15 protein-coding genes are annotated in these 21,954 nt (G+C 53.0%); 4 read left to right on the forward strand and 11 right to left on the reverse strand.

Features of this window, described 5'->3' with window-relative positions; genetic code table 11:
• Positions 1-339: 339 nt before the first annotated feature.
• Entirely contained in the window at positions 340-1,671 is a 1,332-nt protein-coding gene (locus I2G61_RS07795; protein WP_072683367.1) for an MATE family efflux transporter, read from the reverse strand.
• A 164-nt stretch (positions 1,672-1,835) separates the two neighbouring features.
• Positions 1,836-3,758 carry an aconitate hydratase gene (locus I2G61_RS07800; RefSeq protein ID WP_195548109.1) on the reverse strand — a complete coding sequence of 641 codons (1,923 nt, stop codon included), beginning with the start codon at positions 3,756-3,758 and terminating at the stop codon, positions 1,836-1,838.
• A gap of 138 nt (positions 3,759-3,896) precedes the next feature.
• On the opposite strand from I2G61_RS07800, the gene I2G61_RS07805 reads away from it, so the two are divergent.
• Both I2G61_RS07805 and I2G61_RS07810 read left to right on the forward strand, forming a co-directional pair.
• Positions 3,897-5,240, forward strand: a complete 1,344-nt coding sequence (locus I2G61_RS07805; RefSeq protein WP_195548110.1) for a citrate synthase — start codon at positions 3,897-3,899, stop codon at positions 5,238-5,240.
• A gap of 129 nt (positions 5,241-5,369) precedes the next feature.
• Positions 5,370-6,143, forward strand: coding sequence for a sulfite exporter TauE/SafE family protein (locus I2G61_RS07810; protein ID WP_195548111.1), 774 nt, complete (start codon positions 5,370-5,372; stop codon positions 6,141-6,143).
• A gap of 253 nt (positions 6,144-6,396) precedes the next feature.
• On the opposite strand, the gene I2G61_RS07815 is transcribed toward I2G61_RS07810, so the two are convergent.
• Genes I2G61_RS07815 through I2G61_RS07825 form a run of 3 tightly spaced genes read right to left on the reverse strand, consistent with a single transcriptional unit; the run spans position 6,397 to position 8,963 of the window.
• A complete protein-coding gene (locus I2G61_RS07815; RefSeq protein WP_195548112.1) occupies positions 6,397-7,731 on the reverse strand; it encodes a hypothetical protein in 1,335 nt (444 codons plus the stop codon).
• A complete protein-coding gene (locus tag I2G61_RS07820; RefSeq protein WP_195548113.1) occupies positions 7,712-8,608 on the reverse strand; it encodes an ATP-binding cassette domain-containing protein in 897 nt (298 codons plus the stop codon). The genes I2G61_RS07815 and I2G61_RS07820 overlap by 20 nt, the downstream gene beginning before the upstream one ends.
• Positions 8,595-8,963, reverse strand: a complete 369-nt coding sequence (locus tag I2G61_RS07825) for a GntR family transcriptional regulator (RefSeq protein WP_195548114.1) — start codon at positions 8,961-8,963, stop codon at positions 8,595-8,597. The genes I2G61_RS07820 and I2G61_RS07825 overlap by 14 nt, the downstream gene beginning before the upstream one ends.
• A 154-nt stretch (positions 8,964-9,117) precedes the next feature.
• On the opposite strand from I2G61_RS07825, the gene I2G61_RS07830 reads away from it, so the two are divergent.
• A complete protein-coding gene (locus tag I2G61_RS07830) occupies positions 9,118-9,921 on the forward strand; it encodes an amidohydrolase family protein (RefSeq protein WP_195548115.1) in 804 nt (267 codons plus the stop codon).
• A gap of 167 nt (positions 9,922-10,088) precedes the next feature.
• Here the strand turns inward: I2G61_RS07830 and I2G61_RS07835 are convergent, their stop codons facing one another.
• On the reverse strand, positions 10,089-11,978 hold the full coding sequence (locus I2G61_RS07835; protein ID WP_195548116.1) for an alkyl/aryl-sulfatase: 1,890 nt from the start codon (positions 11,976-11,978) through the stop codon (positions 10,089-10,091).
• Positions 11,979-12,136: 158 nt separating this feature from the next.
• Here I2G61_RS07835 and I2G61_RS07840 point away from each other — a divergent pair, with 158 nt between their 5' ends.
• The gene (locus I2G61_RS07840; protein WP_195548117.1) at positions 12,137-12,682 is read left to right on the forward strand and encodes a TetR/AcrR family transcriptional regulator; all 546 of its coding nucleotides are present in this window, start codon (positions 12,137-12,139) and stop codon (positions 12,680-12,682) included.
• 51 nt (positions 12,683-12,733) lie between these two features.
• Here the strand turns inward: I2G61_RS07840 and I2G61_RS07845 are convergent, their stop codons facing one another.
• From I2G61_RS07845 to dnaE, 5 genes are all read right to left on the reverse strand, one after another.
• Positions 12,734-15,493 (reverse strand): glucosaminidase domain-containing protein, encoded by a 2,760-nt coding sequence (locus tag I2G61_RS07845; protein WP_195548118.1) that lies wholly within the window; start codon positions 15,491-15,493, stop codon positions 12,734-12,736.
• Positions 15,494-15,894: 401 nt separating this feature from the next.
• Positions 15,895-16,596, reverse strand: a complete 702-nt coding sequence (locus I2G61_RS07850; protein ID WP_195548119.1) for a tRNA1(Val) (adenine(37)-N6)-methyltransferase — start codon at positions 16,594-16,596, stop codon at positions 15,895-15,897.
• Complete coding sequence (locus tag I2G61_RS07855; protein ID WP_072683380.1) at positions 16,578-18,047, reverse strand: cell wall metabolism sensor histidine kinase WalK; 1,470 nt, start codon at positions 18,045-18,047, stop codon at positions 16,578-16,580. Before I2G61_RS07855 ends, I2G61_RS07850 begins: the two co-directional genes overlap by 19 nt.
• On the reverse strand, positions 18,037-18,699 hold the full coding sequence (locus tag I2G61_RS07860) for a response regulator transcription factor (RefSeq protein ID WP_039865057.1): 663 nt from the start codon (positions 18,697-18,699) through the stop codon (positions 18,037-18,039). Before I2G61_RS07860 ends, I2G61_RS07855 begins: the two co-directional genes overlap by 11 nt.
• A gap of 37 nt (positions 18,700-18,736) precedes the next feature.
• A complete protein-coding gene (gene dnaE, locus I2G61_RS07865; RefSeq protein WP_072683382.1) occupies positions 18,737-21,820 on the reverse strand; it encodes a DNA polymerase III subunit alpha in 3,084 nt (1,027 codons plus the stop codon).
• Positions 21,821-21,954: the final 134 nt, after the last annotated feature.

Here is a 21,954-nt window from a genome sequence, read left to right on the forward strand (position 1 = left end):
CTTCAATTTCCCCTTGGTCTTGATAAATCAGCTCGATTAAGCGGCCCTGCGTGCCGATCGTAAACGTCAGCTTGCTGCGGATCACGATCAGCCAATCCCGTCCTGAAGCTCAAAGACTTTCAGAAAAGCAGGATTCCGCTTCAGCAATGTTGACGGTGTGATCAGATCCGACAATATTGCCGGCCCTTATGCCGAGCAACCATCCCCGCCGTCAGCTGAAATTGCGCCAGCTTGGGATACTCGTCAAAAATCGGCTGAAGCATGAGAACCTTCCAACAGTCCTTTGGGCACACGACATTCCTGCCGCTTTCCCGGCTGTCCCTACTTCAGATACCGGCTTCAGCCTTCGATCAGCTGACGGCGGGTCCAGCGGTCGCCGCGGAAGCGGACCGCAAAGAAAGCGGAACGCACAAACCAGTCGCAAATCATCGCCAGCCAGACACCGACAACGCCCAGCTTGAAAACCAGTCCGAACACATAGCTCAGACCGATCCGGCAGATCCACATCGACGCAATCGAAACGCTCATCGTAAAACGCGCGTCGTTGGCTGCCCGCAGCGCATTGGGCAGCGTGAAGGAAACCGGCCAGATCACCATCACGAAGAAGCCGTGGATAAACAACAGCTTAAACGCGATGTCCAGCGTTTCCGGCGACAGATTATACAGCTTCAGTAAGACGTTCGCTCCCAGCAGAATGCAGACGTTCAAAGCGATCGAAGCCATATACGCCCATTTCATCAGCTTCTTCGTATAATATCGCGCTTCCTCGATCTTCCCGGCGCCGACGCACTGGCCGACCACCGTGACCAAGCCCAGACCGATTGCCGCGGCGGGAATGACTTCCATCGACGCGAAGTTGTTGGCGACGGCGTTGGCCGCGATCGAAGCGGTGCCGAACATCGCGACTAAGCTCTGTACCAGAATCTTGCCGATCTGAAACATGCCGTTTTCTAATCCGTTCGGGACACCGATCTGTAAGATCCGTTTGATCATCGTCCAGTCAAAGCCCAGATGGAAATACGAATCCAAACGGATCTGATCCTGCCGATGCCGGAGCATCACGACGATCAGCACCGCGCAGACGATCCGCGAAATCAGCGTCGGGATCGCCGCACCTTCCACGCCCATGCCCAAACCGTAAATCAGAATCGCGTTGCCGACGATATTGAGCGAATTCATGATCAGCGACGTCACCATTGAAATCCGTGAATTGCCCATCGCCCGGTATAACGCCGCGCAGGAATTATACAACGCGATAAACGGATAGGACATCGACGTGATAAACAGGTAGGTCTGCGCACTGGCAAGCACCTCCGGATCCACCTTGCCGAAGATCAGGGAAATCAGCTGATGACCGAAAATCAGAAACATCACCATGATCACCGCGGAAATCGCCGTCGTACACAAGATCAGCTGCTTCGCGGAGAAGCACGCCTGTTCCTCTTCCCGCCGGCCGAGATACTGCGCCGCGACAACCGCGCCCCCGGTGGCCAGCGCCGCAAAGATATTGATGATCAGAATGCTGATCGAATCGACCAGCGATACGCCCGAAACCGCAGCCTCAGAAACGCTGCTGACCATCATGATATCTGCCATGCCGACCAACACCGCCAGGATCTGTTCGATCACTAACGGTATGATCAGCTGTTTTAACTTTTGATTGGTAAACATTGTCTTCCCCCATTTCTCTGAACTTGTCTGATTATACGCTTTCTTATCGGGAAGTTCAATTTTGTTTTTCTGTTAATAAGCGCGATCTGCCAATGAAAGCATTGGCCTAAGCATTTCAAAGTTGAAGAAAACATCAAGAAAGCTGACTTGCGTCAGCTTTCAGGTTATGCTTCAGTTTTCTGGTTCTTGATTTTAATCAGGTTCAGCAGACCGCCGGCCCGCAGAATTTCCAGCTCCCGCGCAGTGCAATGATGCTGGACCGTGAAGGAGAAGCCCTTCGCGTCCGTAATCGTCAGCGGCTGGCCTTCCGCCAGCTTGCCGCAGTCCAGCGCCAGCGTATCGAGCATCGCAATTCGCTCATAGTCGTCCGGATGCTCAAAGACCAGCGGCACAATTCCGGCGTTGATCAAATTCTGGCGATGAATCCGGGCATAGCTCTTGGCGATTACCGCCTGAATCTTCAGATACATCGGCGCCAGCGCGGCATGTTCGCGCGAGCTGCCCTGCCCGTAGTTCTCCCCGGCGATAATCCACCCGCCCCCATACTGCAGACAGCGATCGTGGAATTGCGGATCGATCTGGCTGTAACAGAACTCGCTGATCTTTTCGATGTTGCTGCGGTATGGCAAAATTTTGGCTCCGGCCGGCATGATGTGATCGGTTGTGATGTTATCCCCAACCTTGATCATGACCTGCGCTTCAATCGTTTCCGCTAACGGAGCCTTGGCCGGATACGGCTTAATGTTCGGGCCGCGTTTTATTTCTACCGCCGGATCACAGCTGGGCTGGATCAGCATCGTGTCGTCGATCAGATAAGCGTCCGGCATCTCCGGCTTGGCATAGTCGATTGTTTCCGCGCTGCACAGAACGCCGGCGATCGCGCTGGCGGCCGCGGTGGCTGGGGAAACAAGATAGATCCCCGCGCTCAGCGTGCCGCTGCGGCCATAGAAGTTGCGGTTGAACGTGCGCAGCGAGACGCCGTTTGACTGCGGACTCTGTCCCATTCCGATACACGGTCCGCACGTCGCTTCCAGCACCCGCGCTCCCGCCGCGATCAGATCATCCAGCGCCCCGCAGCGGCTGAGCATCCGCAGCACCTGCTTGGAGCCGAAGGAAATCACCAGTGAAACTTCCGGATGAACGGTCTTGCCTTTGAGAATCCGGGCCACCTCCAGCAAATCGGTAAACGAGGAATTCGTACAGGAACCGATCGCGACCTGATCGACCTTCAACCCCGCCAGCTCCTCGACCGGCTTGACTAAATCCGGGGAGTGCGGACAAGCGACCAGCGGTTTCAGCGCGGCGCAGTCAATTTCGATCACTTCGTCATACACAGCGTCCGCATCGGGCTTCAGCTCGATAAAGTCAGCGGCACGGCCCTGCTTGGTTAAAAACTCACGGGTATTCTCATCGCTGGGAAACAGCGACGTCGTCGCGCCCAGCTCCGCGCCCATGTTGCAGATCGTGCTGCGCTCCGGCACGCTTAAATCAAGCAGACCTTCACCGGTATATTCCAGGATCTTGCCGACGCCGCCTTTGACGCTCATCAGCGACAGAACCTTCAGGATGATATCCTTTGCCCCGACGCCATGCGGCAGCCGGTGGATCAGCCGCACGTTGACGATCTTCGGCATCGTTAAGGAAAACGGCATACCCGCCATCGCGCAGGCCACGTCCAGTCCGCCCGCGCCGATTGCGATCATTCCCATCGCCCCGGCGGTCGGCGTATGGGAATCCGAACCCAGCAGCGTCTTGCCCGGTTTGTCAAACCGCTCCAACTGCACCTGATGACAAATCCCGTTGCCCGGCCGGGAGAACAGAATGCCGTAACGATCCGCGACCGTGCGCAGATATTGATGATCGTCAGCGTTTTCAAAGCCGTTCTGCAGCGTGTTGTGATCGACATAGCTCACCGAGCATTCCGTCTTGACCCGCTCGCATCCCATCGCCTCAAATTGTAAATAAGCCATCGTCCCCGTCGCATCCTGTGTCAGCGTCTGATCGATCTTGATTTCGATCGGCATGCCCGCCTTCAGCTCGCCCGCTATGCAATGCGCCGCTAAGATTTTTTCCGCCAGTGTCTTCATCCAACCCCTTCTTTCATAGACTTTATTATATCAGCTCGTTTCCACTTTTGAAAGTCTTTACACAGAAAAGTAAATTGTTTTCTTTTCTGTGTCATTTCTTTCATTTTTGTAGTAAACTAGAACCATTGAGGTGAAATCATGAACAGTCAGCTGCAGAAGATCTTCCAGGAATCAATCCCGGAAAATAAAATCGACAATGAATTATACACAAAATATGACGTAAAGAAAGGTCTTCGCAATGAAGACGGCACCGGCGTCTTGATCGGTCTGACCCGGATCGCGGACGTCGTCGGCTACAAGCTGGTCGACGGGAAAAAGGTGGACGATCGCGGTGAGCTGTACTATCGGGGTATTCCGATCACCCAGCTGTGCCGGAATCTCGATCAAGATCGGATCTGCGGTTATGAGGAAACGTGCTTTCTGATTTTGTTCGGGCATCTGCCAAGCCGGTCGGAGCTGGATCTGTTTACCGCTGAACTGCGCGGACGCTACACGCTGCCGGAGGGCTTTCTGGCGACCAACATCCTGCGTTATCCAAGCATGAACGTGATGAACCAGATCCAGAAGGCCTTGTTGATGTTGTATGGGGAGGATCCTGTGGCCGACGATATCTCGGTTGCCAACACGCTGGATCAGGGGTTGTCGATCCTGGCGAAAATGCCGGCGATCCTGTGCTACTCGATGGCCGCAAAAGCACATTTCTTTGAAAACAAGAGCCTGATCGTCCATCCGGTGAAGCCTGAGCTGTCGATCGCGGAGAACATCCTGTCCTTATTAAGACCCGATCAACAGTTCACGCCGCAGGAAGCAAAGATTCTGGATCTGATGATGGTGCTGCACGCCGATCATGGCTCCGGCAACAATTCCACATTTACCAATATCGTCGTCGCTTCCACAGGTACAGATATTTATTCCGCGATGGCGGCTTCCGTAGGCTCGCTGAAGGGTCCGCGCCATGGCGGAGCGAACATCTCCGCCCGGCGGATGATGGACGCGATGCTGAAGCAGCTGGGGCTGGACGCCAGCGACGCACAGATCACCCGGATTTTAGAACAGATCATGGATAAGCAGTTCTTCGACGGCAAAGGTTTGATCTACGGCATGGGGCATGCCGTCTACACCCTTTCCGATCCGCGCAGCGAAATCTTAAAAGCGCAGATTGAAATTCTGGCGCAGGAGAAAAACCGTTCCCGCTTATATCAGTTCTACCGCCGCACTGAAGAATTGGCGAAGCAGGTCATCTTGCGCCGCAAAGGGATTCATGTCAGCAGCAACATCGACTTTTACAGCGGGCTGGTTTATTCCATGCTGGACATCCCGGAAGATTGTTACTCGCCGCTGTTCGCCGCCAGCCGGATGGTCGGCTGGCTTGCCCACAACATTGAAAACAAGCTGTATTGCGACAAGATCGTTCGGCCAGCCGGCAAATACGTCGGTGACTTAGCCGATTACATCCCGCTTGCACAACGCCAAAACCGCTGAATCCCAGCGGTTTTTTTGACAAATCACCAGCTTTGTCAACAAGCGCAGACAGTTTTTCTTGACATTCGTTCTCCGCTCTTTATAATTTATAAATAGTTTACAAATAAACTATTTAAAGGAGCTGAATTGATGAATATGACTATTTTGATCGTCACGATGATCGCAGGATTAGGCGCGGGCATTGCGACCGGACTGGCGGGCTTGTCGGCAGCCGCGGTCATCACGCCGATGTTGGTCACCTTATTGGGCTTCAACGCTTATGAAGCCGTCGGCATCTCGCTGGCCTCCGACGTGCTGGCCTCGGCTGTTTCAGCCTTCACCTATTACAAGCACAAGAATCTGGACATCCGCAACGGCTTGATCATGATGATTTCGACGGTGATCTTTACGATGGTCGGCAGCTGGCTGGGCTCGTTAGTGCCGCAGACGACGCTGGGCAGCTTCTCCGTCTGGATCACGATGATCCTCGGTATCCGCTTTATCGTCAAGCCGGTCATGAGCGCCAGCTCTAAAAATCAGACCCGCACCGCAAAACAGAAAGCGTTGTTATCGCTGGCCTGCGGCGTCCTGATCGGTTTAATCTGCGGCTTTATCGGCGCCGGCGGCGGCATGATGATGCTGCTGGTCTTAGTCAGCGTGCTGGGTTACGATTTAAAAACAGCGGTCGGCACCAGCGTGTTCATCATGACGTTTACCGCCTTAACGGGCGCTCTCAGTCATTTTGCGATCAGCGGCACGATCCAGTGGTTCCCGTTGATCAGCAGCGTCTTCTTCACCTATCTGGGCGCGATGATCGCCGCGCGCTTCGCCAACAAGGCAGAACCGAAAAAGCTCAATCAGGTCACCGGCGTTGTCCTGTTTATTTTGGGCGTATTCATGTTGGCGATCAAATATCTTGGCTGAATTCTTACAAAACACTCCGTTTCGTGCGGAGTGTTTTTAATCTGCGATTTACTTTCTTTGTTTAAATGAAAATCGAAAGAAACTGAAATTGCATAATCGTGTAAAGGGTAATCGCTTGGCAAACCTCTAAAATTAAATGTCATTCAAATCATTAGTAAAGGTATCCATAAAAGCTGCACGAACAGAAAGTTTGTGCAGCTTTTTAGCTAAGTTCAAAATTAAATGATCAGTTAAATCTTATGACTGTTTCGGTTCATTGTGGCTGGCAGCCTTCCGGCAGATCCTGCTGATAAAACAGCTGGACAACTTTGCTGCCGGACATTAAATCTACCGGGATATTCTTATAATAAGTTAAATTTTTATAATCGTGAAAACGCACCTGCATTGCCCGCGAAGCATCATCGTTCCAGTCATCATATTCGTAATAGCTGGCATCTTGATAAATTCCTTCCAGCGAAGTTTTCATCCACCCCCGCAATTCGTTCAGCACTAACGGATCCTTTACCTGATCAACTTCGACCTTGCATAGCAGATTTTCGGGGATCATCCGCTTGTCGTTATATAAATAATATTCCATGGATACTTCGTTCATTTTTTGAATTTCCCGTTTATCAAGACGGTAACAGAGCGGACGAATCCCCAGGTTAATCCCCCACGCGATCAATCCCATCGCCAGAAAACCAACGATCTCTTTACGCGATGGTCTTAAGCTTTGCCGGTAAAGCATCAGTCCGCCGAAATAAACAAGAATCATCAGAAGCGCCATCAAAATCCAGCTGCGGCTGCGCGGCAAACCCTGCGTGCAGTTCAGCATCAGCAGAAACGCATAAGCCGAGGATAAAACCGGCAGCACCCCTGCTGAGCGGAAGCCTTTGCCGGCCTCCTCATTATGGAATTTCCGGCTTAAGCGCAGGGTCAGCGTCAGGGCCGCCGCGCCGATCAGAAAGACAAGCCCTAATTCCATCCCATCCCAGCGCTCTCCCGTAAAGGCACCGGTTAAAAACTCCTGAAAATCGCCGCTCATCTTACTGAAGCCATAGATCCAGGGTGATAGAAAGTCCAGCCATCGGGGGCTGTTAAACCCAAACAGAAGATGCTGACGAAGGATATCGGACAGATTATTAAGAATCGTCATCGGCAACAAGAGATATCCAGCTAACGCAATGATCCCTTCCGCCGCTGAATGGCAGACGCTCAGAATCAACAGATTCAGCGAAGTCATCAGAAACAGATGGCAGATCCAGTTCAACATCAGCGAGATCATCGAGGTTAAAGAGATGCTCTCGCGAACGACCACCGCGAACAGAAGAAGGATCGCCGGAACCAGCACCAGAAACAGAACGACGCCGAGCCGGGCAATGACAAATTTCTTTCGATCCATTGGCAGCGCCCCATAGGTGTACGCCGTTTTTCGCCGGAACTGCCAGAACTGAAACAGAAACGGAATCGCCAGCGATACGATGGCCAAATAGGCCGGAAGATTATCCGGATTGATAAAACCGAGCGAGAACAACAGCCCAAAAACCAAAATCAACGCAAACAGCGGCAGCGATTGTTTCATCAAATATTTAAAATACTTCTCCGTCATTCTCCTCATCCCCCTTCCATGTCGAATCTGTCATCAGACTGAAATAATCCTCCAGACTGAGCGGCTGAACGTCGGCCAACGCCGGGGACAGCCCGGCAATTACGCCGCGGATCGCCCGTTCCTCTCCGCGCACAACGGCGTTCCAGCACTTTCCGATCCGCTCGGCCTGCACGATTTCCAGCATCTTCAAATCCAGCTCACACTCCTTGAGAAACACCAGCTGCACGCGAAACAGATGATTCTCCAGCAGATCCTGCTGAGCGATGATCGTCTGATCCTTCATCAAGAAACATTGATCGCAAATTCCCTTGATCTCTTTTAAACTGTGCGAGACCAGCAGCACGCCCATGGATCCATCGCTGATCTTATCCGTCAGACACCGCATGAGATACCGCCGGACGTTCCAATCCAGGCCGTCGAACACTTCGTCGATCATCAATAACCGCAGATCCAGACTCAGCGCGATGGAAAACAACGTCTGACGTTTCTGACCTTTCGACAGGCTGTTGATCCGCAGCTTTTCCGCCAGCTGAAAATGCTTTAAATGCTGCGCAAACACCTCCTCATCAAGCGAATAAAACATGCTGTAAAATTCTTTCATCTGACGAATCGTGAAAAATTGACCTTCGTCAAAGTCCTCGCTGATCAAAAACAGCGCTTTCCGGTTCAGCGGTTCATGAATTAAATCTTTACCATCCAGTTCAATCCGTCCCGCTTCCGGCTCCAACACGCCCGCGATGCAGTTGAGCAGCGTCGTTTTCCCGGCGCCGTTGGGTCCCGCCAGCCCGCAGATCTGACCGGCCTGCACGCTCAGGCTGCAATCCTTGACGATTGCCTTCGATTGAATCGACTTTGTTATGTTGTCAACGTTCAACATTATTTTCCCCTTCCTTCCTTATGATTTCGATCAGCTCGTCCGTGCTGATCTTCAGCATGCGGCATAACTTCAGCAGCTGCCGGACTTCCGTTTCCACACCGCAAACTTTTCCATCCGCAGGCCGGCCGCGGACAAACACCCCTTTTTTCGGCAGCGTATACAGCACACCTTCCGCTTCCAGTTCCTGATAGGCTTTCTGCACGGTGTTGGGATTAATATTTAATTGCTGAGCCAGCGAGCGCACCGAAATCAACTTCTCATCCGGCTGCAGCACGCCGGCTTCCACGAACCGGACGATCTGACGTTTAATCTGTTCGTAAATCGGTTCGTTGCTTTGCGTATTGATCAGAAACAAGCTCCCGCCTCCAATCTGTATCATCTGTACTATCTGTATTAACTGTATTACTATAAGTGAAAAATGTCAATCCTGAATTGACGCTTTTCTCCCTCCCTCCTCTTTTCTTTTTTCATCAGCCTTGTATAATCTAAACAGAAGGAGAAATCGGATTATGAAAATATTTGCCAATCATGCGCATGTGTTCCGCCGGGATCAGCGGGCAGACGGAACGGTCAGCGCTTTGCTTGAAGTCATGGATAAAACAGGAATTGAGAAATGCGTCTGTTTCGCGCCGTTTTACGAATGGGGTCTGGACTATAACCCAAACCTGTGGATGGCGGAAGAACTGAAAGCCCATCCGGAGCTGACGGGCTTCGGCGTCGTGGACATCCACGGACAGGATCTGGCCGGACAGGTCAGAGAAATCCGCGAACTGGGATTGAAAGGCATCAAGCTGCATCCGGCTTTCCAGAAATTTGCGATCGACGGGCCGGAAGCGTTTCAGGTTTACGCGGCCGCGCAAGAGGCAGGATTATTTCTGTCGTTTCATACCGGCGTGCACTGGCATCGAATCAAGGATTATCAGCCGCTGCTGTTTGACGAAGTCGCCTGGCATTTTCCGGACTTGAAATTCTCGATGGAACACGTCGGCGGCTATTGCTTCTTTAACGAAGCGCTGGCCGTGATCCTGAACAACCGCGCAGAGGAAACCGGAAAATGCAACATCTATGCCGGATTAACGAGCGTATTTGACAATGACCGCAACCGCTTCTGGTATTTGGGTCAGGAGAAGGTGCGGACGCTGCTGCACATGACCAGCGATGAGCTGTGTCTGTTCGGATTGGATTTTCCTTACAACAACGCTGAAAAAATCACGGAAGCGATGAATGAAATCCTGCGTCTGCCGATTGATGAAGACGCAAAGCAGCGGATCCTGGGCGGCAATCTGGCGCGGGTTCTGGGTGTTGATCTCTGATATAATTTTGAAATTATAAAAGTCTTAAAAAGCCAATAAAAAAAACTTGGTCTGCAGGCTGCCTTTCCGGTTTGAAAGGCAATCTGTCCTTGCCAAGTTTTTTTGCTTCCGCGCTGTTCCAGTTTAAAAACAATCTGTCCTCGCCACGTTTTCTTTTTACTTTTACGCTATGGTTCGATGATCGCGAAGCGTTTGTCAAAATCGGTGATGGCCTCCGTCAGCTCCGCGATACAATTCGGATCGCCGTCGATCTGAATCAGCTTTGCCTGCAGATCCCCATTGCGGGAAAGTATGGCCGCCAGCCCCATTCGCGGCATCGTCAGCGTCGCCCGGGCATCTTTTTCGTGAATCTTTGGATAAACTAACAGAGCGCCGTGAATCAGATGCACGCAAAACTTTTCCTGGGTGTCCGTGATTGTCAAGTTCAGCTTGATATCCTTGTCCTCCGCCTGTTCGCCGTCAATCAGAATACCCAGATAGTCCAGCATCATGCGGCTGTCCATACAGCGGGCCAGATCCCCGGAGTTTTTCGCTTGCCGGCCTGTTTTGACCCCGTGGCGGAGTTCGTCCGCGCCGTTGAGATAACAGTTGCGCCAGGGGCCGGATTCAGCCTGATAGCCCAGTTGTTCCAAGGCATCCGCGCAGAGATAGCGGGCTTTCATATGGTCGGGATGGACAAAGACAACGGCGTTGGCCAGCTCCGCCGCCCATTGATATTCACCCTTTTCCAGTGCTTTTTCCGCTTGTTCCAACACAGCCTCAAGGCCGCCGGCCAGCTCGATCAGCTTCTGCCCCTGCTCGGATGGGAGCAGCGGATTCAGATTGACCGGATTGCCGTCATACCAGCCCAGATAGCGCTGATAGACCGCTTTGGCATTGTGCGACAGCGTACCGTAATAGGGCCGGGTCGTCCACACTCTTTCTAACGACTTCGGCAGCCGGATCGTATGGGAAATTTCATTCGGCGTCAGGCCCTTATTCATATACAGCAGCGTCTGATCGTTGATGAACTTGTACACCGCCGCGGTTTCCTCCAGAATTTCGTTGACTTCCTGATTCCCCCAGTGCGGCCAGTTATGCGCCTGAAACAGCACTTCGGCCTCGCTGCCAAACAGCGCTCTGGCCTGCGTGATCGCGAACGCCCACGCATTGCCGTCACGGATCTGCGTGCCGCGCAGCGTATATAAATTATGCATCGTCGCATTGCACAGTTCAGCCATCCATAAGGCCTTGAACTGCGGCAGATACCAACACATTTCCGCCGGGGATTCTGTTTCCGGCGTCATCTGGAAAATAAATTCCACGCCGTCGATGATCCGTCTTTCCCCCGTCTGCCGGATTTCATCCGTAGGCCGGATAAACGTGACCGTCCCGCGCGACTGCCCCATCCCGATCCCCATCGCGATCGCGCCGGTTTCGCCAAAATCCAGCGCTGTTCCATACTGGTAACAGGCCCGCCGCTGCATCGCGTTCATCGCATAGACATTCTCGCTTGCGGCGTAATCGGTATAATGCTCGGGCACAATGATTGGAACCGAACCGTTTTGAACCGCTTCTTCGCTGACAATGCCCTTGATTCCGCCGAAATGATCAAGATGCGGATGTGAAATTACAACCGCGGAAACCGGCCGCGTTCCAAGCACGGCATTGACTAAGGCCAGCGCCGCGGCTGAGCATTCACAGCTGATCAGCGGATCGCAGACGATCCAGCCGGTTTCCCCGGCGATGACGGTCAGATTGGACATATCGTAGCCGCGGACCTGAAAAATTCCGTCGACAACCTTGAACAAACCGGTCTGATGATTCAGCCAGGCGTTGCGGTACAGGCTCGGATTGATCGTTTCCACTTCCTGTTCCTGATCCAGACAGGCGATTTTCTGACTCCAGATCACTTCGCCTTCCGCGTTTTTGATTTCCAGATTTTCTACTTTTTTCAGACAGTTGCGCAGCGCGCATTCTTTCTCATGCGGATCGTCAAAATCCAGCAGCGTCTTCATCGCTTGATGAATCTGGCGGGTCGCCTCGCTTGCGGGTTTTGGCAAATCGTTGTATTCCATAACTTATCCCTCCGTGCTTGATGATAAGAAACGGATCGCCGCTTGTCCATGGGCACTCTCCTGTTCTGTTCGATTTTTGGGCAATTTCTCAATTTGTCCAAAAGAATTTGGACAGCGGAACCGGGGTTTGTTACAATAATGAAAAAGGAGTGAGACTGATGGCGACTTCCGAACTGACCCGGCAGGCGCTCTTCAACGCCGTAGAAAACTTGATGCGCAAGAAATCGCTGGATGATCTGCAAATCGGACAGATCAGCGATGTGGCCGGCGTCAGCCGCAATACGCTTTATTATCATTTTTCCGATAAGTACGAAATTCTGGACGCGCTGTTAAAAAGCCGGCTGATCCCCGTTGTCGAACCGCTATTGACGCGGGAGAGTTGGGCGCGGTCTCTGGAAGCGGCAGCAGCCCAGCTGCGGCAGGATCCGGCGTTTACGCTTCATGCCCTGCACACTTACGGACGGGTCAATTTAGGCACGGTCCTGCGCGAGATTTATGAAGGCTTCCTGCGCCAGCAGCTGCAACTCAGCCATCCGGATTTAAGCGCCAAGGAACAGGGACTGATCGTGCGGTTTTATACGCATGCGATTGTCGGCTTGCTTCAGGATTGGATCAATCTGGGGATGAAGCAGGACGTCGGCGAAGCGATTGCCGTGATCACCCGGGCGATTCATGAAAACATCTTTCAATCCCGCAAAAAATAAAAATCCGCAGCGAATGAACTTCTGAAATTCATCCGTCACGGATTTTTTTAATTATCGGCGGCTGGCGCGCTGGCGTTTCGCTCTTCTCGCCAGGGCCCGGCGGCGTTTTTTATCCGCCCGCCGTTGTAAAACAAGGACGGTGATAAACAGGACTAACAACGCGATCACGGCTGCCAGCGCCTTGATCATCAGCTGCGGCCAGTCTAAACCGTTCTGGGCGATCGTCATGACCTCAACCGGCGCCGCGTCTTCATATTGGTTAACCGTCTGACGGCTGACGAGCACAAACTGACCTAAGGCTTCCGTCGAGAAGGTCAGCGTCGAAGCGCTCTGGGTCATCGGCATCTGGATGACGTCGCCCGCCTCCAGCCGCCACACCGTTACCTTCTTTGAGCTGTTCCAGCCCTCCGGCAGACTCATCGTCACGCACAGGGGCGTGCGCAGCGTCAGCTTCTTGTCATAGTTCTTCTGTCCCGACACGCTGAACCATTGTTCAATCTCCGCGCCGTTGCCGCTGGCAATCGTCTTCACCTGCACCTGGACCTCCGCCTCCGGCACGGTTTCTTTCAACGTCAGCTTGTAAGTGTCCGGGATGCCTTTTTTCTTTCCCGGGTTTTTCTGCGGCAGCGCCAGACTCAGCCCGGAAACCGAAAACTGGCTGTCCCTGGATTTCAGAATCAGCGAGCGCTGTCCATCCAACAGCGGTTTCAGCAGCGCATCCAGCGAACGGATCTGGGCGATCGTCCAGGCCGAAACCTCCGTCGTGTCCAGCCGCTGTTTCAGCTGGATCAGATCGGTCTTCTGCTGCTCCGTGACCGCCGCCGGATCAATCGCGTCGATCAACGCCTGAAGATCCTCCTTGAGCGCATCCTGGGCTTGGGTCAGCGGCTCGGACACCTCAATGTCGTAACTGGTCGCCGCCGTGCCGACAGTCACCGTGACCGTCTGCGGCCCGTCGGCGTTCATATCAAATCCGCTCACCATGGAACTGGTCAGCGGTTTCTCTTCCTGCGTTCCATCAGCATACTGAACCAGGACTGATCCCTCTTTAAGATCAATACGCGAACCGCTCGCAAATTGTTGCTTCGGCAGCGAAATCATCGAAATGGATTGGATTTCCTTATATTCAGCCGTATAAACGCCGTTGTTTTCCTGCCAGCCGACAAAGACGCCGCCTTCCCGGGTCGGCTCCGGCGCATACGGTTCGCTGTTTTCCAACAGATCGATTTCGATCCGGCTGCCGCCCTGCGGGAATGTTCCTTCACCCGCGTCAAAGACCGCGGATTTCAGCTGCAGCGTATTCAATCGGTCCGCATTTAAAATCAGCTGGAAGCTGGATGATGGCAAATAGCCGATGCAGTCTTCAAAGCGGTAGGTAAAATCTTCCGCCACCGCGGCTTCGCTCTGCACCTTATACCATGTGCCTTCCCCATTCTCAAGCTTTTCCAATAACACTAACGCCAGCGGCGCCGTCTTTCCGCTCGTGTAGAGTACCTCTGCGGAAGCGGCGGGTTCGCTCAGAATTTTAAGACTGGTGTTTTCCGTATGAATGCCCAGCGTCAGCTGGTTCAGATCTTTCAATCCCATCGCTTCGTCCAGCTGCATATAATAGGAAGCCGCTTTCTCACCCCAATACGGATCAGAGGCATAGCTGACGTTCATTCCACTGGCCTTGTCGCCGAAGAATCCGCCGTGATACTGGAACTTCTTCGGATTGAGATAACTGGCGGAAACATAGGTTTTGGCATGCGATAAAATGGAGCTGCTTAACTTGAAATAGCGCTTGGCGTTGGCCTCGACGTCGCTGTCATACGCCGCGTGGCCGAACAGATTGTTGCGCGTAAAACTCAGGGAACTGCGGCCGCTGGCCGATTCGTTCATCGACAGTGCCAGCATCATTAACGCATTGGATCCATACAGCGACTGCGCCTGCAGGAACGCGCCTTCCTCGCTATAATACAGCGACTGGTTCAGCGTATCGTGAACGGAATTGCGGTCGCGGTCCTGATAGGAAACGATCGACTGATCGATCCCCAGCGTCTTCTGGAAATAATCCGTCAGTTCCGCTTCCGTGTAAAAGGACAAGGACCGATGGGATAAATATTGATAATAAAAATAAAAGGGTTCCGCGGGATTGACTGACAACGCGGTGCTTCCGTTGTGATAATCCTGCAGCATCACCGCCGGATCTTCATAGAAATAGTGACCGTCGTAGCTGTAAAGCTGAGCAGCACTGCTCAAATATGCCGGAACCGGCCCCAGATCGATCATCGTCGCATAGCGCGAGGACGACTGACTTTGACGGATCTGATGATACAGCCGGCCGTCGCGGATCGTATAGCTGCTTAAATTGCCAGCCTGATCCAGCGGAACCAGCGTCACCTCTGCCAGCTTCACCCGGCCGCGCACGCCGGAAATTTTGAAATCCACCTGCATGCGTGTGAAATCGGTGTCCAGCGCCGCACCGTCGGCACCGTAGCATCCGTTGAGATAACCATCATTGCCCGTGTCGGCATCCTTGTATTCCGTGTTGACCTTGCAGCCTTCCGAGGCGAAGAAGACGATCCCCTGATCCACGGCGATCAGCTTCCCATCCTGCCGCACGCCCAGATTGGCGACACTGGTGTCATCCCGGTGCTTGGCATAATAATCCGCCGCACTTTTCACGGTGCCAAACGTCTGCAGGACAGTTTCCTGTCCATCGCGGTAATCGACAATTTCGATCACCGTCGTTTCCGCTTTGACCGGCGTTACCGGCAGCAACAGACAGCACAAAAGAAACGTCGCCCATTTTTTTCCTTGTTTTCTCATTTTTGACCTCCTGAAAGCTGGGGGGAACTCGCTTAGATTCATTGTAAAAGTTTTAGCGTCTGAAATCAACTCCGACCGGGTTGCCATTTCTTTCAATTTCAGGTCGGAATGAACGGATTTTTGTTTCTTAATTCGCTTCCTCCAATGAAGATGTGATGAAGGAAAACGCGATTCTGCCCGCTAGCCAACAGGAACCCGCCGCATTCCTTATGTTTCATCCGAACTCCTTTCAAGCTTTTGTACTGAGATCATTTCAGAGATTATTTTTTCCTGCTTACCTTCCTCATTCTTATCGTTTCTTTTTTCGATCTTTCCGGATTTGAGCGATGTTCAGGCAATGCAGGGACGCGATCCTTTCCAGAAACAAAAAACGCCGGCTTTTTTCAGCTGACGTTCTTTCCTTATTCCTGATCGGGTTCCGGCCGCCACAATGGTTCGCGGAAACGCACCGGGCCGAGCTTTCCCTTGCGCAGCTCAGCGATCACCGCCGTGGCCTGACGGGTACGGCGGTCAAAGACCAGCGTCGCTTCGCGCAGCGTTAACGGCGAGTTCTGCAGCGCCGCGATGATCTGCGCCAGCCGGTCTGCGCGGTGAACCAGATAGAACCGGCCCTTGTCTTTTAACAATCGGCCGCCCGCCGCAAACAGCGTTTCCAGCGTGCAGCCCGCTTCATGCCGGGCTGTCGCTAAAAAAGGATTGCGGTTGACGGAAGCCGGATCCGGCGTCGCGAAATACGGCGGGTTACAGACGATCACATCAAACGGCAGATGACGAAACTCCGCCAGATCCGCGCAGATCAGTTCCGCTTCCAGACCGTTGATCCGCATGTTTTCCGCCGCCAAGGCCAGCGCTTGGGGAAGCAGGTCGACGCCGGTTAAGGAACCCGGCGAAAAACGCGAGGCGTACAGCAGCAGCGCGCCGTTGTTGCAGCCCAGATCGAGCACACTCTCGCCTTTTCGAACAACCATCTGCTCGCCCAAAAGCACGGTGTCCGTGTTCATGCAGAACATGTCCTTGCGCTGCCACAGCGGCAGTCTCAGCTTGGGCAGATAATCCAGACGCAGGTTCTGCCGTGCTTCTTCAGTTAGATTTTGATTTTCCATTCTGCCGAGCGCCGGATCCTGAACCAGAACCGGGAGCCCTTGCCCTCCTCGCTTTCTACCGCGTACTCCGCGTGATGACTGTCCAGGATCGCCTTGACGATCGCCAGGCCCAGCCCGGTGCTGCCGCCGGTTGCCCGCTGATATTTTTTATCAATCTTGTAATAACGGTCCCAGATGTACGGCAGATCTTCTTTCTTGATCCCCTCGCCCTCGTCTTCCACCTCAACCTGAATCCAGTCGTTTTTTTCAAACGCGCGGATCGTGATCTTCTTTCCATCCGGCGTATGCTTGAAAGCGTTGGACAGGAAATTATAGATAACCTGGCTGATTTTGACCTCGTCGGCCGTCATCATCAAACTCCGCGGACATTCGATCACCAGCTGATAATGATGCTCGTCGATCATGACCTGGCACAGCGTGACGATATTCTGGATTTTCTGACTTAAGTTAAACGTACCGAGCTTCAGCTGATAGCTGCCCGACTGCATCTTCGAGAGCTCCGCCATGTCGGTCACCAGATGATCGAGATAATCGACCTCGCGCACGATGACGTCCAGATGCTCGTCGCGCTTGGCCGGAATATCGCCGGAGATATCATGGATCATTTCGGCATACGCCTTGATCATCGTCAGCGGCGTCTTGATGTCGTGCGAGACGTTGGCGATCAGATCCCGCCGCAGCTCGTCAACCTTGCTCAGCTTGTGTGTGGCATCGTTCAGCGTATCCGCCAGCTGGTCGATCTCGCTGAAATAGCTGCCTTCGAAATGAATATCGTAATGCCCCTTGGCCAGCTCGTTGGCGGAGTGCTTCATCTGCACGATTGGCCGCGACAGCTTTGTCGATATAAATAGAGAGATCACAATGGATAAAATCAGCGCGAAAAAAGCCAGAAAGAAAAACTGATCCTGAAAAATCGTCAGCGTGGAATCCAGCGGTTCCAGCGGACTGTTGACAAACAGATAAAAATTCGCCAGATTGGCCTGCACCATTTTCCCATACAGAATCATTTCCTGGTCGCTGCGCTGATTCGCCAGCACTTCCGAAAGCTCCCCGTCGCTTAACAGCAGCAGCTCGCGCATCGCTTTTCCGTTGGTCAGGGGCTGCAGCTGCGTCGAGCCGACGGTAATCGTCTGGTTGAAAATACACGAATCCCCCAGCGAATCAGAATTGTAGACCACGTTGCCGCTGTCGTTGTAAACGACAGCGCAGACATTGTTGTTGATCGCAAACTGCGAAGCTTTCTTGATCGTCGCCTCGTCCAGCCATTGATTGTCGATGACGTACTCCTGAATCGTCGCCGCCACCTCTTTGATCGCCGAAATCTTATTGCTTCGATAATACGGCTTGATCAAAAGCAGCTGCGCCCCGCCGACCAAAGCTAAAAGTCCGGCCGCAAACAACATGAAATACAGCCAGATATTAAACTTTATACCATGAAAATCAAGCTTCAAACTTATACCCCATTCCGCGGACGGTAACGATGAACTTGCGGTAGTCTTTTAAATTATGCCGCAGCATCTTAATGTGTGTATCGACCGTCCGGTCGTCGCCGAAATAGTCGTAATCCCAGACTTCTTCCAGCAGTTTCATCCGCGATAAGGCGATATTCTTATTTTTAACCATGTATAACAACAGATCGATTTCCTTCGGCGTCAGATTCGCTTTCTCCCCATCCACCGTGACAGAGCGGCCCTCGATGTTGATCTGCAGCCCTTCAAAGCGCAGGACTTCGGTATCCTTGGTTTTGAAGCGTTCCAGAATGACCTTGACGCGGGCCATCAGCTCCTTCGGCGAGAAAGGCTTGACGACATAATCGTCCACGCCCAGCTCAAAGCCGAACAGCTTGTCGTATTCCTCCTGACGGGCCGAAAGCATGATGATCGGAATCGGCTTAATCTTTTTAATCTGCTTGCACGCGGAAAAGCCGTCGAGCTTCGGCATCATGATATCGAGGATCACGCAGTCGAAATCTTCCTTCTCCACTAACTCCAGCGCCTCCAGTCCGTCGCTGGCTTCCGCGACTTCATAGCCGTTGATCAGCGCGTATTCCCGGACGACCTCGCGGATCATCTGTTCGTCGTCAACAATAAGTATTCTGGCCATGTGCATCATCCTTCCTTATGGTCAACAGTGTATCGTTTTATTGTGAATTCTGCGTGAAATCCGTGTTCAGCGGCTGCAGCCGGTTGACAAGACAGGAATCTTCCTTGTCCATCTTGCCCTGGAAGTACACGTACTGGCCTTTGTTCAAAAAGGCCGTGCTGCGGGCGTAAATGCTCGGCATGACGACTAAGTCGATCTGCGCGGTTTCATCCACGCCGACCGCAAACGCCATCAGATCGCCTTTTTTCGTGCGATGCTGACGCACCCGCTGCAGGTAAACGAAGCCTTCAATAAAACCGCCCTTCGCCATTAACCGGACTAACGGTTCGGTCTGGATCTGAAATTTCTTTTTGACCTGCAGGATCGGATGCGAACAGAGATAAAAGCCCAGCGCTTCCCGTTCGCGTTCGCTGCGTTCAATCGGATCTTCCTTCGCCATCACCATCACCGGCTTGGATACCAGGCCTAAATCAATCCGTACCTGACCGCCGACCTCAATCCGCACTAAATCGCCGTAGCTGATCGCTTCTTCCAGCGACAGGCGCAGACTCTGACGGTTGGCGTGGAACTCGTCCAGCGCCCCGGCGTCGATCAGCGCTTCGATCATTTTCCGGTTAAGCCTGCGTGTCAGCATCCGCGTGACAAAATCGTAGTAATCCTGAAACGGCCCGTTTTCCTGCCGCTCCGCCAACAGCTGCATGCAGGCAGCCGAGCCGATATTCTTAATTCCGAGCAGCGGATAGCGGATCGCTTCGCCCTCGATTAAATAACGCACGTCGCTGGCATTGACCGATGGCCCCAGAATTTGAACCTGATGCCGGCGGCATTCGTCGATATATTCGGCGGTCTTGCCTTCCGCGCCGATCACGCTGTTAAGCAGCGAAGTATAGAATTCCAACGGGAAATTGGCTTTTAGATAGCTCAGCTGATAGGCAAGCAGACCATACGCTACGGAATGGGATTTATTGAAGCCATAATTGGCGAACTTCAGAATCAATGCATAAACCTCATTCGCCAGTTTTTCATCATAGCCCTGCTGGATACAGCCGCCGATGAATTCCTTCTGCAGCGACTGCAGCTCCTTGAGCTTTTTCTTGGACATCGCCCGTCGCAGCACATCTGCGCGGGCAAGCGAGAAACCGGCCATCTTCTGCGCCGTCTGCATGATCTGTTCCTGATAGATCATTACGCCATAGGTACTTTCCAAAATCGGCTTGAGATCCGGATGCAGGTAATGCACAGCTGACGGATCCTTCCGGCAGCGCAGATATTCCGGGATGTTTTCCATCGGCCCGGGGCGAAACAGCGCGATCGTCGCGACGATGTCGTCGAAACAGGCCGGCTGCATCTTGCGGATCAGATTTTTCATACCTTCCGATTCCAGCTGGAAGATGCCGACGGTATCGACTTTTCTTAACAGCGCGTAGGTTTTCGCGTCGTCCAGCGGAATTTTCATAATATCGAGCGGCTGGCGCTGCTGCACGCGCTGAACGATATCGTCGATGATCGTCAAGTTGCGCAGTCCCAGAAAGTCCATCTTGATCAGTCCCAGTTCCTCCAGATGCTCCATCGTATACTGCGTGGAAAGCAGATCGTTTTCAATCCGGATTGTCGGGCAGACCTGCTCCAGCTCGGCGCGGGAAAAGACAATTCCGGCCGCATGGGTGGAAACGTGCCGCGGCAGACCCTCGATCCGCAAGGCGGTTTCATACAGCTCCTGATACCGCCGGTCGGCATAGACCATCTGGTGAAACCGCGGATTCTGCTGAATCGCCGTCTGCAGCGTCATCTTAATTCCAAACGGCACAGCTTTGCAAAGCATGTCAACCTCACGCAGCGGAATCTCCAGAACCCGGCCGACGTCGCGCAGCACCTGCTTGGCGCCCAGCGTACCGAACGTCGCGATATGCGCGACATGTTTTTCGCCATACTTTTCAGCGACATACTGAATCACTTCGTCGCGCCGGTTATCCGGAAAGTCGGTATCAATATCCGGCATGGAAATCCGCTCCGGATTTAAAAATCGTTCAAAAAGCAATCCGTATTCCAGCGGATCCACGTGCGTGATTCCCAACACATACGCGACTAACGAGCCCGCCGCGCTGCCCCGGCCCGGTCCGACATAAATTCCCGCCTTGCGGGCAAACCGGATGAAATCCCAGACGATCAGAAAATAATCCTCAAAGTGCATCGTTAAAATGACGTCCAGCTCATATTTTAACCGCCGCCGATACGCCGGATCCTCCGGCTGTCCCTGCCGCCGTTTCTTCAAGCCGGCCAGACACAGCTGGGTTAAATATTGTTTTGAGGATACACCCTGCGGACAGGGAAACGCCGGCAGCGTCGTCTTCGCCAGCTCCATCGTCACATTGCAGATCGAAGCGATGTGATCGCTCGCCTGCAGATCCTCGGCGTCATACAGCTGTTCCATTTCCGCCGGGGTGCGCAGATAGCGGCCGTTGACCGACGGCAGCGTTTTATCATTGATCGTCTTGGACAACCGGATCCCGTTGACAATTTTAAACAGCTGGGCATCCTCTGCTTTGCCATAATAAATCTTCGACAGGGCGACAGTCGGAATTTCCTGCGCCGCGCACACCTGCTTTAATAAAATATTCTTCAATTTCCAGAACGACGCGTCGTTAAACGAGACCGCCATATAAAACAACGGCAGCTGCGTCTTCAGCCAGCCCAGCTTATCGCTCAAGCCGCGGCGGTCCTCCTGAATCAATTCACTTTCGACAAAACCGCCCTCGCCATAAACGATCAGCACCCAGTGTTCCAGATGCGCTCGGATCTGATCCAGCGTCAGCGTATTCTGCCCGTCGCACAATCGGCTGGAAGCTTCCATCAGACCGACATAACCTTCATTATCCCGCGCCAGCACGGTCATCGCAACGATCTCTTCTTCAATTTGAATCTGTACTTCCAAACCGAAAATCGGTTTAATCTGTTCCCTCTGGCAGCACTTCCAGAATTCCATCGCACCGTGCATCACTTTTTCGTCGGTGCAGGCGATCGCCTCATAGCCCGCCTGTTTGGCCTGAGCTACCAACTGCGGTACCGTCAGGGTGCTGTTTAATAAAGTATAACAACTTCGCGCATGCAGATGAACACTCATTTTTCAGCACTCCCTTCTTTTTTATTTTACCATAAAGCGGCCGGATCAGCCACTGCTTCACTCAACCGAAGGCTTCCCTTCCGGCTTATTTCCATGCCTGTTCCGCTCCGTCAGGGCAGCGCCGCTTCCATTTT

The sequence above is a fragment of the Holdemania sp. 1001095H_141210_F2 genome (assembly GCF_015558105.1).
In the GTDB taxonomy this organism is placed as follows: domain Bacteria; phylum Bacillota_I; class Bacilli_A; order Erysipelotrichales; family Erysipelotrichaceae; genus Holdemania.